The sequence below is a fragment of the Enterococcus canis NBRC 100695 genome (assembly GCF_001544375.1).
GTDB classification, from domain to species: domain Bacteria; phylum Bacillota; class Bacilli; order Lactobacillales; family Enterococcaceae; genus Enterococcus_H; species Enterococcus_H canis.
The window spans coordinates 533455-546370 of the sequence record NZ_BCQJ01000001.1; the positions used below are offsets into that span (position 1 = coordinate 533455).

Here is a 12916-nt window from a genome sequence, read left to right on the forward strand (position 1 = left end):
ATAGTCAGCAGTAAGTACAGTGGCACTCTACCTTTTTCAAAAGACTCCCGCCCTAAAAAAACACACTAGATAAAGAAAGAGCTGTGACAATGTCACAGCCCCGTCGATTATTCACATTAAGCTTCTTTTGCAGTACCGGTGATTAATTCAACAGCTTTCTTCATGCGGATGTCATGTTTTAACATATCTTCCGTCAAGACGCGGCTGATTTGGTCAACTGGCATGTTGTATTGTTCAGCCAAGTCAGCGATTTCCGCTTGAATTTCTTCTTCGGTTGCATCGATTGCTTCAGCAGCTGCTACCGCTTCGATCACAAGATTTGTTTTCACGCGCATGTCTGCTTCGCCTTCAAATTGTTGATGTAAATCTTGTTCTGATGTACCAGTCAATTGATAGTACATTTCAGGAGAGATTCCTTGGCGTTGCATGTTGTTCAAGAATTCGTCCATCGCACGGTGAACTTCATCGTGAACCATTACGTGTGGCAATTCAACGATTTCAGCATTTTCAACTGCTTTACGGATGGCTAACTCATCTTTCGCATCGTCAGCAGCTTTTTCTTTTGCTTCTGTTAATTCTTTACGGTATTTTTCTTTTAATTCGTCTAATGTTTCAACTTCGTCATCCACATCTTTTGCGAATTCGTCGTCTAATTCAGGTAATTCTTTGACTTTTACTTCATGTAAAGTCACTTTGAAGACTGCTTCTTTACCTGCTAAGTCTTCTGCTTGGTAATCTTCTGGGAATGTTACCGTTACATCAAAGTTTTCGCCGGCTTTATGACCTACGATTTGTTCTTCAAAACCTGGAATGAATTGGCCTGAGCCAAGTTCTAATGAATAGTTGTCGCCTTTGCCGCCTTCAAATGCTTCGTCGCCTAAGAAACCTTCAAAGTCGATTACAGCAGTATCGCCTTCAGCAGCAGCTTCGTCTTCTTTTACGACTAATTCTGCTTGTGTTTCTTGTTCGCGTTTCAAGCGATCTTCTACGTCAGCGTCTGTTACTTCACGGTCTTGTTTTTCGACCGTTAAGTCTTTATATTCGCCAAGTTTTACTTCAGGTTTAACGGTCACTTCAGCAGTGATAACCCAGTCTTCACCTTTTTCCATTTTTTCAACGTCGATTTTTGGTTGTGCCACAGGATCGATTCCTGTTTCTGCTACGGCAGCTTCATAAGCTTCCGGTAAAACTGCGTTCAAAGCATCTTCGTACAACGCTTCTTCTCCGTACATACGGTTGAAGACTTGACGGCTGACTTTCCCTTTACGGAAGCCAGGAACGTTCAAGTTCTTTTTCACTTTATTGAAAGCTTCGGTCATTCCTTTTTGGATCAAAGTTTGATCGATTTCGAAAGTCAATACACCATCATTGGTGCCTTTCTTTTCCCATTTGGCTGTCATTATTTTCCCTCCAAGAAACATGTTTTTATACAAGTTCGTAAGCTATGCATACTTTTAAATAGTACACTAGTAGCTGGAAAATGTAAATAATTTCGCAATAAAAAAGCGCAGTTCCGCCATAAGACGACTGCGCGAATTTTTTTATAAAAAAGACTCCTGTGAAACTTGTCGTAACTGATCCTGCAACCGGCGAGCCGTTTGAATATCATGCTCTTCCTGTTCATTGGTTCCTAAAGAGGTCGCCTCCAACTGATAGGTCTCAATATAGCTCTTTGCCCAGCTAGTTGGATTGGTAATTATCTCGTCAGCAAAAGGATACAGCATCGCAAAATGCAGGATTACCTCCTCTTCAATGTTCAATAGCAGGATTGGATCAGAGTTCCTTTTCCAGATATAGCAGAACACGCTGATAACTGGCGCTATCCCCTGGCGAGCCTAGCTCGGCCGGAATCACTTGTCTTATCTTACCTTGCCAAGAAATGGGAATCGTTTCGGTGATTTCCAAGCGTTGCAACTCTTCCAACAACCAAGATTTGGCTAGACTATGTAGTTTAGGCTGCTGCAATAGCTCCTTGGCGATTTCCACAAAATCCGCTTGCGGCAATAGAGCAGCTTCTTTAATTAACTGCAACTGTTCATGTGCTTGACGCTCAGGAAGTATTTCCAGCTCATTTTTCACCTGAGCGATACGTTCATGCTCAAATTGTTGTGCTAGCAGCTCGGCCCGGCGAATCTCCTTTTTCAGAATCACTAAGGCTTTCATGTCTTGCTTACTACTAGTAAGAATTTTTCGGTTGATTAGAGTTTGCGCTTCAACAAAGCGTTTTGTTTGGAGCAGGACGCGAATGTACAAAGCTAAATAATCAGGAACTCGTTCGTAATCATCTAGATAGTCTTGTGCTAAGACATATGCCGTTTCGCCTTCGCCCAATTCGGCAAAGGTCGTCAGCAAAAGAAAGTTCAGAGGGAAATCCGGTTGGATCTCATACGCTTGCAAGAGGAAGTCTCCTGCCTTGCGAAAGGAACCAGCAGCTAACGCTTCCTGGCCCAGTGCAATGAACCGTTCATAATTTTTAGGAAATGGGATCTTGGTCATTGACAGATTTCCCTCCATTCTTTCATGATATTTTTATCATTCCATCTATATTTTCACATTTATCATAACAAATAATCGTTGCACTGTATACCTAAAAAAGCACAAAAAAGGTTGAATTTCTATTAAAAATGGTTTGCTTACGTCCGTTAAAAATAACAAACGTAAGCAAACCGTTATTTTTCTTGCAGCGCACGTACTGTGTCTAACTTCACTACCGCCGTATCAGCAAACATATCAGCAATTTGCTGTTTCTTCTTGGAGAAAGCGGCTGGCAAATAGCCAAAAAAGGCTAAGGGATAATGAAGAATAAAGCGGCCAGCACCTTCACGAACTAGGGCAGTACTCCAACTCATGACCGGTTCAGTCAAGCTAACTACTGCGATTCCAAAAATCATCTTGCCTAAGGTTTGTCCGTGGTTCAGCTTAGTCATCAAAGTGAAGTAGCCTAAATAGATTGCGATACTCAGTAAACCATAGACGGACAGCAGACCCCCACGTTCCCAACCACCTAACCGGAAAATCAAGTCTAGTGTCAAATGCTTCACAGCCACAAAGACTAAGAGATCCAGTAAAAATGCACATAATCGCAGCCAAAATCCAGCGTAGACATAGTGAGGAAAATCATTGAAGGGCATTGGTGGCGCTGGTGCCACTTTAGGTACGGTATATTGGGTTCCAACGGGATGCGCATTGTCTTGCGGTCCAACAGCAGGTCCTGTCATACTCATCCTACTCCCCTCCATATAGATACATTGCTTTAGAAGCTTCCAAGGAACCAGCGTTTTCTAAGAATTGTAACAGTTGCGCAGATTGACCTTTTGATTTTAATTGCATACCAAGCCAAGAGCGGGCAAAATCACTGCCGGCAGTTTCATAGCTGATTAGTTCTGCATTCTCTAATTGTTTGTCTTGACGCAAGGCAGCTAGTGCTTCATCAGGGAACCCAAGCTCATCGACTAAGCCATTTTTCTGTGCTTGGCCACCGTCATAAATGCGACCATCCGCGATTTTACGCACGTCCTCTTCGGACATATGTCGCCCTGTAGCTACGATTTTGACAAAACGGTCATAAGCGCGGTCAATATACGTTTGTAAGACTTCATGGTCTTCTTTCGTTTCTGGACGTGTTGAAGAACCCATATCCTTTAGCTTGCCACTTTTAACCGTTGTGTCTTCGATTCCCAATTTTTCTAACAAACCAGAATAGTTGGTTCCAGACATGATGACACCAATAGAGCCGGTTGTCGTTTCCTCTGTTGCGAAAATTTTATCTGCGCCGGCGGAAATATAGTAGCCGCCACTAGCTGCCATATTTTCCATTGACACGTATATTGGAATTTGCCGTTCCGTTTTAATGGCGTCCAATTTACGGGCAATTTCAGCACTTTCATAAACGCCGCCACCAGGAGAGTTGACTTTCAAGAAGACCCCTTTAACAGTCTCGTCTTCTTTGATTTGGTCCAATGAGTCTAATAGCAACTGATGATCGTAGCCTTCACCCCAAATACTAGTGCCACCTGCTACAATCGTACCGTCAACCTCTAGCTGAACGATTTTTTGTTGTGTATCGCCTGCCTCGATGATTGTTTCTGAAAGTTCATCAGAGCCGGCAATCATTTGGTTCAGGTCATCTAATTGCGATTGCGTTGTTTCTTGTACCCCAATACCACTGGAGATTGCCGACAAAAGAAATAATGCCCCTGCTACTCCTACAGCAATCCAACGTTTCTTTTCCATTCCCTCACTCCTACATCAAATTTTTGATTACTAACACCGTACGTTCCGTTTCTTCGCGAATCGTGAATTTTTCGGATTTTTCTAATAACGCATTGGCTAAAAAGACCTCTTTCGTCAGCGGATCTTGAATTTCATAGGTCACTGTTTGCGCGGCCTCAATCCCATCCTTTTGAACTTCTTGCAAGCTGTCCCAGCCTGTATCAATAAATACCTCAGTTGTATCGTTGATCGTTCCCGCCGCCTCCAGCGCTGCCAGACGTTCTTTCAATTCTCCTACTGTTAACGGAATAATTTCTGTTTCCATGGTCCCCCACCTTCCTTGTTCTCTATTTTACCAAAAGGAGTGGGGACGGGGAAACAAAATCTGTTTTTCACGGCAGATATGCTACACTAGTAGGCGGAAAGAAGGAATAAAATTGAAAAAAATTGCAATCATCGGTGGTGGCATTATCGGCATGACCACTGCCGCATATTTGGCACCTTTCTTTGATGTTACCGTCTATGACGCCGAGCTGGGACAAGCTACCAAAGCTGCTGCCGGCATCATTTCTCCTTGGCTCTCAAAGCGCCGTAATAAACAATGGTATCACTTAGCCCGCAACGGTGCCCAAACACTGGCTGATTTGAGTCAGGCCTGGCAGTTGCCGCAGGATGTTTACCAGAATAGTGGCACTTTGATTCTTCGAAAAGATCCGGCTGAACTAGCCGCACTTGCTGAAGAGCGGGTCAAAGAGGCCCCTTTATTAGGGACTACCAAGCTCTTATCAAAAGAAGAAATCACTGAAAAAATACCTTTCTTAAAGCCAGATAGTGGTGGTCTTTGGATCAGTGGCGGTGCCTATTTGGATGGCGCTCGCTATATCGCGCATCTACGTGAAACTCTTTCAGCCGATTGGCAAGGAGAAGCGCGCATTCTTGATTTAAAAGAAGGCATCATCGCTGCTGAAAAGGAACAAGCCTATGATTTCGTGGTCCTCGCTAGTGGTGCTTGGTTGGGCCGTCTTTTGGAACCTTTAGGCTATCATGTCACAGTTCGTCCGCAAAAGGGGCAGTTAATGACTTTTGCCAGCGCTGTTGACTCTAGTTTACCGGCGACAATGCTGGACGGCGAAGGAGACATTTTACCTTTACAAAACGGTGATCTATTAGTCGGCGCTACTCACGAAAACGATCAAGGCTTCGACTTGACACCCACGCTTACCATCAATTCTTCCTTGATTCAGCAAGCGCAACGTTTTGTCACCTTCCCTTTAGTACCTAAAACTACGCGCGTTGGGATTCGCGCCTATACACCTGACTTTGCGCCATTCTTCGGTGCCTTACCTGATCATCCGCACGTGTTAGTAGCCAGTGGCCTAGGGTCTTCTGGTTTAACAACTGGACCGGAAATTGCCCGCCAGTTAGCTGCGTATATCAAAGATGGGACGCCTTTTACGACGTTGGATCAAAAGCCGCTCCAGAATTATCTATGGCCCGAATAATCGCTTGTAACTTTTGCAACGGTTCTGTTTCAGGGGAGTCCAGTGTCACCAGCTGGACTTCATTAAACAGCCGTCCTTCCTGGAAGCGTAAAATCTTTACCGCTTCCCTTTGAACTAAGCGAAGTGGTAAAAAGCTAAGTCCCAACTCAGCTTTAACCGCTGTGATCAGCGCTTGGGAATTAATACTGGTCAGCACTGGTTCTGCGCTAAAATGGTGTAAAAGTAGCCAGCTATCTAGCGTGCGCCGGATTGCACTATTACTATCCCTTAAAAGGAGCGGCGCCTTCACAAAAGTCTCGGTACTGATATCCTGATTGCGCCACTCACTTGTAAATGGCGCAATCACCACGCATTCATAGGCGCCAAAAACTTCACGCACCACATCCCCTTCAACTGGCCCTTCAATTAAAGCAGCATCTAGCTGGCGGTTCCGTAAAGCCGCCATAATCGTTTCGGCCGTATCAATTGTTACTTGGTAACGGACGCCTTGAGCCGCTAATTGCTGTAAAATCAGCGGTAGCCAAAGATTCGCAATGGTGATATTCACGCCAATTTTCAAAGGGCGTTGCGCCAAGGTACCTGAAAATGTCTGTAGTTGGTAGAATTCTTTCACCAGCTGTTGACTCTGTTGGAAAAATAGCTGACCAGACTGGTTCAGAAAAATTGCTTTTCCTTTGCGATCAAACAAAGATAAACCCAACTCTTGTTCTAGCTCTAAAATCGCCTGACTGACCGCCGGCTGCGAGATGTATAATTTGCGCGCGGCAGCGGTCATATTTTCGGTTTCCGCCGCTGCAATAAAGATTTCTAATTGCCTAAACTGCATACTTAGCCCCTCCTTATAAGTATTATTTATCTTAATGATCATTTTATCATATTTCACTTATAACTCATTACCCTTTATACTAGATATGAGGTGAAAAAATGACCAAATCTAGTACGGTACGACTATTTTTATACAACTTTTTTATTAGCTGTTTTACGTTTGGAGGCGGCTACGTCACCATCCCCATGATGGAAAAATATTTTGTGGATCATGGTGACCTTTCTAAGGAGGAGCTGCTGGAATTAGCTACCATTGCGCAAACTTCACCAGGGGCGATTGCGGTTAACTTGTCCGTCTTAGTAGGCCGGCGTATCAGAGGTTTAAAAGGTGCGCTTGTTAGCGGTATTGGGGCGGTTTTGCCAGCACTAATTTTACTTTCCTTGATTTCATTAGCTTATACCGCTTTTCAAACAAATCCGCTTGTTCGCCAAGTATTAAAAGGCATGGAGGCTGCGGTGGCGGCGATTATTGTCGATTTAGTCATTGATATGTATCAATCCTTGCGGCAGCAAAAACAGCCGCTTTTGCTAATTTTGCCGATTTTAGCATTTATCGCCAATGCCTTTTTTGGCGTTCATCCCTTATGGATTCTGGCAGCAGCACTAGTGATTGTCTTGATTGGAGGTAAAAAATGCCCCGCTTAGCTCAACTTTTTATCAGCTTTTTCCAAATTGGTTTATTAAGTATTGGTGGTGGTTACGCCACTTTGCCGTTGATTCAACAAGAAATCGTCGAAAAACAAGGCTGGTTGAATGTTCAAGAATTTACTGATATCGTGACAATCTCGCAAATGACACCAGGCCCACTAGCGGTCAATAGCGCTACCTTTGTTGGCTTGCGAATTGAAGGCTTAACAGGTGCGGTCGTGGCGACTTTTGCCGGCACCATCGGCGGTGTCTTGATTGCCCTCGCACTAGAACGTTTTTTCCGAACAAATCGCGAGAATCAATTAGTCCAAACGGCTTTTTCAGGACTTCAGGCTGGTGCCGTTGGTCTGATTGCCGGCGCCTCCCTTTCAATGCTGACACTGGCTTTTAGTGGCACCTTAGATTGGCAGCTAGTGGATCATATCCAATTATTGCCTGTCATTTGTTTCATTATTGGCTTGGTATTGCTACGTATGAAAAAGATCGGTCCCATTGGCCTTTTAGTAGTGGCAGGTATTTCAGGACTATTTCTTTATTGAAACTAGACGAAAAAAGCTGCTTGGATTATCTCCAAACAGCTTTTTTCGTCTATTCGTCTATTCATAGTGGGCTTCGATTTTCTTTTCCGGTATGACCCAGAAGATCAGTACCACGATATAAGTAATCAAAACCAGCAGCGGTTGAATAAATCCTAACAATAAGCCGAGAATATTCAAACCGATTGATATGTAGGTCTTACGATAATTACTGAACACTTTCGCGATCGGTGAATGGCTGCCATTAGCACGAACTAGTTCCCTGGTTAACAAATAATAGCTGATATCCGCAGCAGTCACAATCACGCCATAAGTAAATTCAGGTGCAAAGGCAAATAAATGGTCCCCCATCCAAGCTGTCCCAAAGGGCATCAAGGATAAACTAAAAATCAGCAAGTTGTTCATCCAAAGAACACGCCCGTTGATTTTATGCGCCAGTTGGAATAAATGATGATGATTGTTCCAATAGATCGATAAGGAAATAAAACTGACTACATAAATCAACAGCTTATGATCCAGCTTGAAAAAATCAGCGAAAGTATCCCCCTCTGGTGCGTGTAGTTCCAAAACTAAAATTGTCATGACAATGGCAATAACGGCATCTGTAAAGGCTTCAATACGGGTTTTTGACATAACTCTCACCTCCTCATTCCACAGTTTACTCAGAATCGTTCATTTTGGGAAATAAAAGGACTTAAGGGCGAGGAAAAAGTCCGACTTGGGTCTGATGTTGCCGTGCAGGTTATCTCGTATACTTAATCCATAGAGAACAAGAGGAGGTCATCTTAATGAGAGAATTAGGAAAAGCATTTGTAGCCATTTTAACCATTATTGTCTTTTTTATTATCGCCAGCTTTATGTTGAGTTTAGTTACCGGTCTTTTATGGACCCTGTTCAAATTCGCCTTATTGTTTGGGATCGCTTGGTGGTTGGTTCATCAAATCAGCGGTGTTCGTCGCCCTTACCGCTACTAAGAAAAAGAGTTCCTCCCAATTTGGGAAGAACTCTTTTTTCGTTACGTCAGCTTACGCCAACGGAAATAATTGATCAATAGTACAACTCCCATGACCATCAAGGACAGACCAAAGATTTGGAATAGCACTAGGATAGTACCGAATGGGTTTAGGATTAATACGATACCAAGAATAATCAATAGAATACTGTAGACCATCAAAGCACCGCTGCTATTGCCTAACCGGTTGAATTCACGGGCTTGGCCAAAACTAGTGATACCCTCGATCACCACAAAGATTCCCACAATGAACGGCACAAGACTCACGAAAAACTGGCCAAAGAACAAAATAATCAACCCCACCACCAAATACATGACACCAGGAGCATAAGAAGTACCCATATCTCGCGTACGCCAGGTTCCTAGAAGACTGATAATGCCCATAAAGAAAAAGTAAGCAGCTAGCAAAATAAAAATCCACCGTAGCGTATCACCCGGATTAATGAAAATTAAAATTCCTAGTAGTAAAAATAAACAAGCTCTAAACAGCGAGTTTTTCTGATATTGTTGAAAAAATCCCATCATTATAATTCCCTCCTTTCCTCAATTTTACACAATTTCTTTTTATCGTGCGAACAAAAAGGATCAATAGTTATCTTTTGACAGTTTTTGAAATAAGGCGCAACATATAATTATAGATAAAAGAAAGGAATGAGTTCTATGGAGAAAAAATTTGATTGGGGCAGCTTTTTGTTAGGAATCTTATTCATTATTGTTGCGCTGTTTGCCTTTCAAGATCCAGTTGGTGACTTGGCTGCCATTGTCTTGATTTTTGGTTGCTTTGCTATTTTAAAAGGGATTTTCGAGCTGTTCTTACGGAATCGACTGAAAACACTAACAGGTAGCAAAACCTGGATGCTGATTATTGTTGGTATTATTGATATTTTGATTGGGGTCTTCTTACTCTTTAATCTACAAGCAAGTATTTTGGCCTTACCTTATGTCTTTGCTATTTGGTTTATTATTGATTCCGTTTTCGGCTTATTCACTTTGGATTACGCCCGCGAAGTCAGCAATGGCTACTATTGGTTCACCATCATTGTCAATATTTTAGGAATTTTGCTAGGTATCATGCTCCTGTTCAACCCACTATCTTCGGCCTTAACACTCGCCTTTTTAGTTGGTATGTATTTTATGTTCTTCGGAATCATGAATATCGTTTATTCTTTCCGTTAATTTTATTTGTTAAGCCTGCGCATAGCGCAGGCTTTTTTGTTTGCTTAGCAGGACAAACAAAAAGAGTTGCAAGGAAAAAAGCAACCTTTTTGAAAAATCATTTTTACTTATTTTAATTTGAAAAAAGCTATAGTTAATTAGGAGACAGATTCCATAGCAAGCATATTTTCTATTACAAATCCCTATTCATTAGCAGACTAAGAAAATAGTTGCATAGTGAAACAATTTTCTTACAGATTTAAGTCAAATACTCTAAGAAAATCCGAGGATTGTACGATTCTATTGATGAGACTATAACTCTGAACGTCATTTTGTTTAAATAAGTCAAGGATATTCATCACCTGCTTACGATCCTTTTCAATAAAAGATTTAAAAAAAGTTATATAGAGCTGAGTTGTTAGTGAAATTTTTAAAGGTTCTAAGGCTGGCAGCAATATTGTATCTAAAAGATAGGCTTTCTTTACATGGTTATTCACAATTAAGAGCTGAATCATATTGACGTACAAGGCACCAGCTAACCTATCAAGTAAATCCGGATTAAGCGGCCATAATGTTTTTATATCTGTGATTGCTTTTGACAATAATTGTTCAATTAGTTCCTGATCATCAAAAAAGATAAAAAAAGTCGTAATAAACAGTTCTAGCTCCAATAATGAAAAACTCTCAATACGGATGAAGTACTCCTTAATCGTGTTTAAAGGACCACGGTCTATCGTAGGTCTCAATGACCATGCAAGCACATATGCTGTCAAGCTAATTAGTTGGTCTGATCTGGTCTCAGAGTTTTTATTATCCTCATAAATAGCTAATAGTTCATCTACTGAATGAAGGTCAAATGCATGGTAATAATTAATCACATCTCTCATCGTGACCCCTTTGTTATCTTTATTTTCTTTGTTATAGATAAAGAAAAATTCCGCTTCGCTTATATTCAGGTTCTCTAATATACGTTTGAATTTGTAAGCTTCTATAGAATACTTACCTGCTTCAAATTTCGAGTAAAAACTTCGAGAAGTTATACCAGAATAGACTTCCTTTTGAGTATATTTTTTAGAAATCCTTATTTTTTTGACTAACGGTCCGTATGGTGTCATCTAATCAGCCTCCCAACGTGTAGTATACTACACGTTTTTATAAAGAAAAATAAACTACGAATGATATAGTAACTTTATTAAATGAAAAGGTGGTGTTCAAATGAACTGGAGGAATAGTAATGAAGACGATCTATAAATATTATAAAAGTAACTTTATTACAATGTTATTTTTAACAGGCTTCTTATCTTTTCTTAGAGTCATACCTAGTTATCTTCTTGCTTTTGCAACAAATGCCATATTTGATAAAAATATTACTAGATTTCTATTTTGGGATATGATTATCCTTACTCTTTGGTTATTTTATGTAATCTGTAACTATTTATTTACAATATATCAAGAAAAAGAGCTACAAAAAATCAGTAATTCCCTGAGAACCCGAGAGGCCACTACTATAAAAAAAGCGTCTGTGAAAGAATTTAATAAAATCACAGCGGATGGTTATGTGTCGAAGCTTAGTAATGATGTCTTCCAAATTGAGACACAAGGATTGATGAGTCTATACAATCTATTTTCAAATATCTGGTTGGTTCTATTTTCTATGGCCGCTTTGGCTCTTTTCAATTTATGGTTAGTTGTTTTAGTCACTACCTTAACCGGTTTAATCCTTTATATTCCAAGAAAATTTGGCAATGTACTCGTTGATCTTGGGCAGCAGTTATCACTTAGCAATGCTCAATTCATTAAACATATTGGAAATATCATAAAAGGTTATACAGTTTTTCGATACAATAACAGCCTAGCGCAAATCCCCAAAAAAATAACTGAATACTCTGAAGAACTTGCTAATAATAAAATTACCATTACAAAAACTAAAGCAAAAATCACAAATTTCATTGCTTTTTCAAGTTTAATGAGTCAAATGATCGTTGATGTCTTAACTGGATTTCTCGCTATTATTGGTCAAACAACTATTGGCGCTATTAGTTCTAGCGGTAATTTAGCAGCCAATATTTTTAATTCCGTGTCATTACTGGGGCAATCAGTCATGGAGTTAAAATCTGTTGAACCTGTTATGGAGAATTTTTTCTCTGAAAAATCTGTAAAGCAACACAATAAAAATAGCCTAAACCATTTCACTGATTCAATACAGATAGAAAATTTATCATTTGGCTATAATGAAAATAATCCTATTATAGCAAACTTCAATTTTGATATAAAAAAAGGAGGAAAATATCTCCTCACTGGAGATAGCGGCAGCGGCAAAAGCACCTTATTAAAAATTTTAATAGGAGATATTGAAAACTATTCTGGCAAGATTCTAGTAGACGGCCAGGAGTTGAAAGATGTGAATGTTCAGCACATTATTCAGTATATCGATCAGGACAATTATTTGTTTAATGATACTTATAAAGAAAATATTTCTCTTGGGAACAAATACACAGACACAGAAATTATCGAAGCGCTAAATAAGGCCTCAATTGATTTTATCGATGATATCGCAAAATTAGTTAAAAATAATGGTTCTAACCTTTCCGGGGGACAAAAACAACGACTTGCTCTAGCAAGAGCGTTCATTAGAAATAAATCAGTCATACTATTTGATGAAGGCACTTCCTCATTAGATAAGAAAAATAGTTTACTCATTGAGAATCTTCTTTTAGAGGACAAAGAGTTAACTGTTGTAATGGTTACCCACCATCCACTTGAAGAAAATATTAATAAATTTGATCAAGTTGTTTCCATTAAAAAATAGATTTCATCCAAATTAAATAAAATTTGGCAATTCTTTTCTTCAGAATCCAGTTATACACAAGTAGCTCATAAAACCCATTCTCCTTCTACTGGATTTACCAATCGCCACAAGCTTTCTACTCCTCTACTCTATCAAATATTTCAACCAAAAATGGTCTTAATTCACGAATACGCGTTAGATCATATGGAGTAGCTTCAAGAAAGTTTTAGAAGGAAAT

General features: G+C 40.3%; 16 protein-coding genes. 6 read left to right on the top strand and 10 right to left on the bottom strand.

Annotated features, from left to right (window positions below; all coding sequences use genetic code 11):
• Positions 1 to 116: 116 nt before the first annotated feature.
• From tig to ECA01S_RS02715, 6 genes are all read right to left on the bottom strand, one after another.
• Positions 117 to 1400, bottom strand: coding sequence for a trigger factor (gene tig / locus ECA01S_RS02690; RefSeq protein ID WP_067390657.1), 1284 nt, complete (start codon positions 1398 to 1400; stop codon positions 117 to 119).
• 141 nt (positions 1401 to 1541) lie between these two features.
• Positions 1542 to 1760 (bottom strand): hypothetical protein, encoded by a 219-nt coding sequence (locus tag ECA01S_RS02695; protein ID WP_143139570.1) that lies wholly within the window; start codon positions 1758 to 1760, stop codon positions 1542 to 1544.
• A gap of 13 nt (positions 1761 to 1773) precedes the next feature.
• Positions 1774 to 2496, bottom strand: a complete 723-nt coding sequence (locus ECA01S_RS02700; RefSeq protein ID WP_067390663.1) for a tetratricopeptide repeat protein — start codon at positions 2494 to 2496, stop codon at positions 1774 to 1776.
• A gap of 173 nt (positions 2497 to 2669) precedes the next feature.
• Complete coding sequence (locus ECA01S_RS02705) at positions 2670 to 3224, bottom strand: RDD family protein (protein ID WP_067390666.1); 555 nt, start codon at positions 3222 to 3224, stop codon at positions 2670 to 2672.
• Between the two features lies 1 nt (position 3225).
• Positions 3226 to 4233: a signal peptide peptidase SppA gene (gene sppA / locus ECA01S_RS02710; protein ID WP_067390669.1), complete on the bottom strand. Its 1008-nt coding sequence runs from the start codon at positions 4231 to 4233 to the stop codon at positions 3226 to 3228.
• A 10-nt stretch (positions 4234 to 4243) separates the two neighbouring features.
• On the bottom strand, positions 4244 to 4537 hold the full coding sequence (locus ECA01S_RS02715; protein WP_067390671.1) for a hypothetical protein: 294 nt from the start codon (positions 4535 to 4537) through the stop codon (positions 4244 to 4246).
• Positions 4538 to 4649: 112 nt separating this feature from the next.
• Between ECA01S_RS02715 and ECA01S_RS02720 the strand changes: the two genes are divergently transcribed.
• Positions 4650 to 5714, top strand: coding sequence for an NAD(P)/FAD-dependent oxidoreductase (locus tag ECA01S_RS02720; protein ID WP_067390674.1), 1065 nt, complete (start codon positions 4650 to 4652; stop codon positions 5712 to 5714).
• Here ECA01S_RS02720 and ECA01S_RS02725 read toward each other — a convergent pair.
• Complete coding sequence (locus ECA01S_RS02725) at positions 5665 to 6540, bottom strand: LysR family transcriptional regulator (RefSeq protein ID WP_067390677.1); 876 nt, start codon at positions 6538 to 6540, stop codon at positions 5665 to 5667. The genes ECA01S_RS02720 and ECA01S_RS02725 overlap by 50 nt on opposite strands.
• 98 nt (positions 6541 to 6638) lie before the next feature.
• Between ECA01S_RS02725 and ECA01S_RS02730 the strand changes: the two genes are divergently transcribed.
• Together ECA01S_RS02730 and ECA01S_RS02735 are read left to right on the top strand one after the other, a co-directional pair.
• Positions 6639 to 7184, top strand: a complete 546-nt coding sequence (locus ECA01S_RS02730) for a chromate transporter (protein ID WP_067390680.1) — start codon at positions 6639 to 6641, stop codon at positions 7182 to 7184.
• Complete coding sequence (locus ECA01S_RS02735; RefSeq protein WP_067390683.1) at positions 7172 to 7726, top strand: chromate transporter; 555 nt, start codon at positions 7172 to 7174, stop codon at positions 7724 to 7726. Before ECA01S_RS02730 ends, ECA01S_RS02735 begins: the two co-directional genes overlap by 13 nt.
• Before the next feature lie 57 nt (positions 7727 to 7783).
• Here the strand turns inward: ECA01S_RS02735 and ECA01S_RS02740 are convergent, their stop codons facing one another.
• Positions 7784 to 8356: a TMEM175 family protein gene (locus ECA01S_RS02740; protein ID WP_067390685.1), complete on the bottom strand. Its 573-nt coding sequence runs from the start codon at positions 8354 to 8356 to the stop codon at positions 7784 to 7786.
• Between the two features lie 155 nt (positions 8357 to 8511).
• Between ECA01S_RS02740 and ECA01S_RS02745 the strand changes: the two genes are divergently transcribed.
• Positions 8512 to 8697: a hypothetical protein gene (locus ECA01S_RS02745; protein WP_067390687.1), complete on the top strand. Its 186-nt coding sequence runs from the start codon at positions 8512 to 8514 to the stop codon at positions 8695 to 8697.
• Between the two features lie 41 nt (positions 8698 to 8738).
• Here the strand turns inward: ECA01S_RS02745 and ECA01S_RS02750 are convergent, their stop codons facing one another.
• Positions 8739 to 9260: an HdeD family acid-resistance protein gene (locus ECA01S_RS02750; protein WP_067390690.1), complete on the bottom strand. Its 522-nt coding sequence runs from the start codon at positions 9258 to 9260 to the stop codon at positions 8739 to 8741.
• Between the two features lie 135 nt (positions 9261 to 9395).
• Here ECA01S_RS02750 and ECA01S_RS02755 point away from each other — a divergent pair, with 135 nt between their 5' ends.
• Complete coding sequence (locus tag ECA01S_RS02755; RefSeq protein WP_067390694.1) at positions 9396 to 9911, top strand: HdeD family acid-resistance protein; 516 nt, start codon at positions 9396 to 9398, stop codon at positions 9909 to 9911.
• 230 nt (positions 9912 to 10141) lie between these two features.
• Here ECA01S_RS02755 and ECA01S_RS02760 read toward each other — a convergent pair whose 3' ends face one another.
• Positions 10142 to 11005 carry a helix-turn-helix domain-containing protein gene (locus tag ECA01S_RS02760; protein WP_067390697.1) on the bottom strand — a complete coding sequence of 288 codons (864 nt, stop codon included), beginning with the start codon at positions 11003 to 11005 and terminating at the stop codon, positions 10142 to 10144.
• Positions 11006 to 11124: 119 nt separating this feature from the next.
• On the opposite strand from ECA01S_RS02760, the gene ECA01S_RS02765 reads away from it, so the two are divergent.
• Entirely contained in the window at positions 11125 to 12699 is a 1575-nt protein-coding gene (locus ECA01S_RS02765; RefSeq protein ID WP_067390700.1) for an ATP-binding cassette domain-containing protein, read from the top strand.
• The last annotated feature ends 217 nt before the right edge of the window (positions 12700 to 12916 follow it).

Excerpts from the sequence above, each read along its gene's own strand:
- tig (WP_067390657.1), bottom strand. The coding sequence starts at position 1,400 with ATGACAGCCAAATGGGAAAAGAAAGGCACCAATGATGGTGTATTGACT.
- ECA01S_RS02700 (WP_067390663.1), bottom strand. The coding sequence starts at position 2,496 with ATGACCAAGATCCCATTTCCTAAAAATTATGAACGGTTCATTGCACTG.
- ECA01S_RS02705 (WP_067390666.1), bottom strand. The coding sequence starts at position 3,224 with ATGAGTATGACAGGACCTGCTGTTGGACCGCAAGACAATGCGCATCCC.
- sppA (WP_067390669.1), bottom strand. The coding sequence starts at position 4,233 with ATGGAAAAGAAACGTTGGATTGCTGTAGGAGTAGCAGGGGCATTATTT.
- ECA01S_RS02715 (WP_067390671.1), bottom strand. The coding sequence starts at position 4,537 with ATGGAAACAGAAATTATTCCGTTAACAGTAGGAGAATTGAAAGAACGT.
- ECA01S_RS02725 (WP_067390677.1), bottom strand. The coding sequence starts at position 6,540 with ATGCAGTTTAGGCAATTAGAAATCTTTATTGCAGCGGCGGAAACCGAA.
- ECA01S_RS02730 (WP_067390680.1), top strand. The coding sequence starts at position 6,639 with ATGACCAAATCTAGTACGGTACGACTATTTTTATACAACTTTTTTATT.
- ECA01S_RS02735 (WP_067390683.1), top strand. The coding sequence starts at position 7,172 with ATGCCCCGCTTAGCTCAACTTTTTATCAGCTTTTTCCAAATTGGTTTA.
- ECA01S_RS02740 (WP_067390685.1), bottom strand. The coding sequence starts at position 8,356 with ATGTCAAAAACCCGTATTGAAGCCTTTACAGATGCCGTTATTGCCATT.
- ECA01S_RS02745 (WP_067390687.1), top strand. The coding sequence starts at position 8,512 with ATGAGAGAATTAGGAAAAGCATTTGTAGCCATTTTAACCATTATTGTC.
- ECA01S_RS02750 (WP_067390690.1), bottom strand. The coding sequence starts at position 9,260 with ATGATGGGATTTTTTCAACAATATCAGAAAAACTCGCTGTTTAGAGCT.
- ECA01S_RS02755 (WP_067390694.1), top strand. The coding sequence starts at position 9,396 with ATGGAGAAAAAATTTGATTGGGGCAGCTTTTTGTTAGGAATCTTATTC.
- ECA01S_RS02760 (WP_067390697.1), bottom strand. The coding sequence starts at position 11,005 with ATGACACCATACGGACCGTTAGTCAAAAAAATAAGGATTTCTAAAAAA.
- ECA01S_RS02765 (WP_067390700.1), top strand. The coding sequence starts at position 11,125 with ATGAAGACGATCTATAAATATTATAAAAGTAACTTTATTACAATGTTA.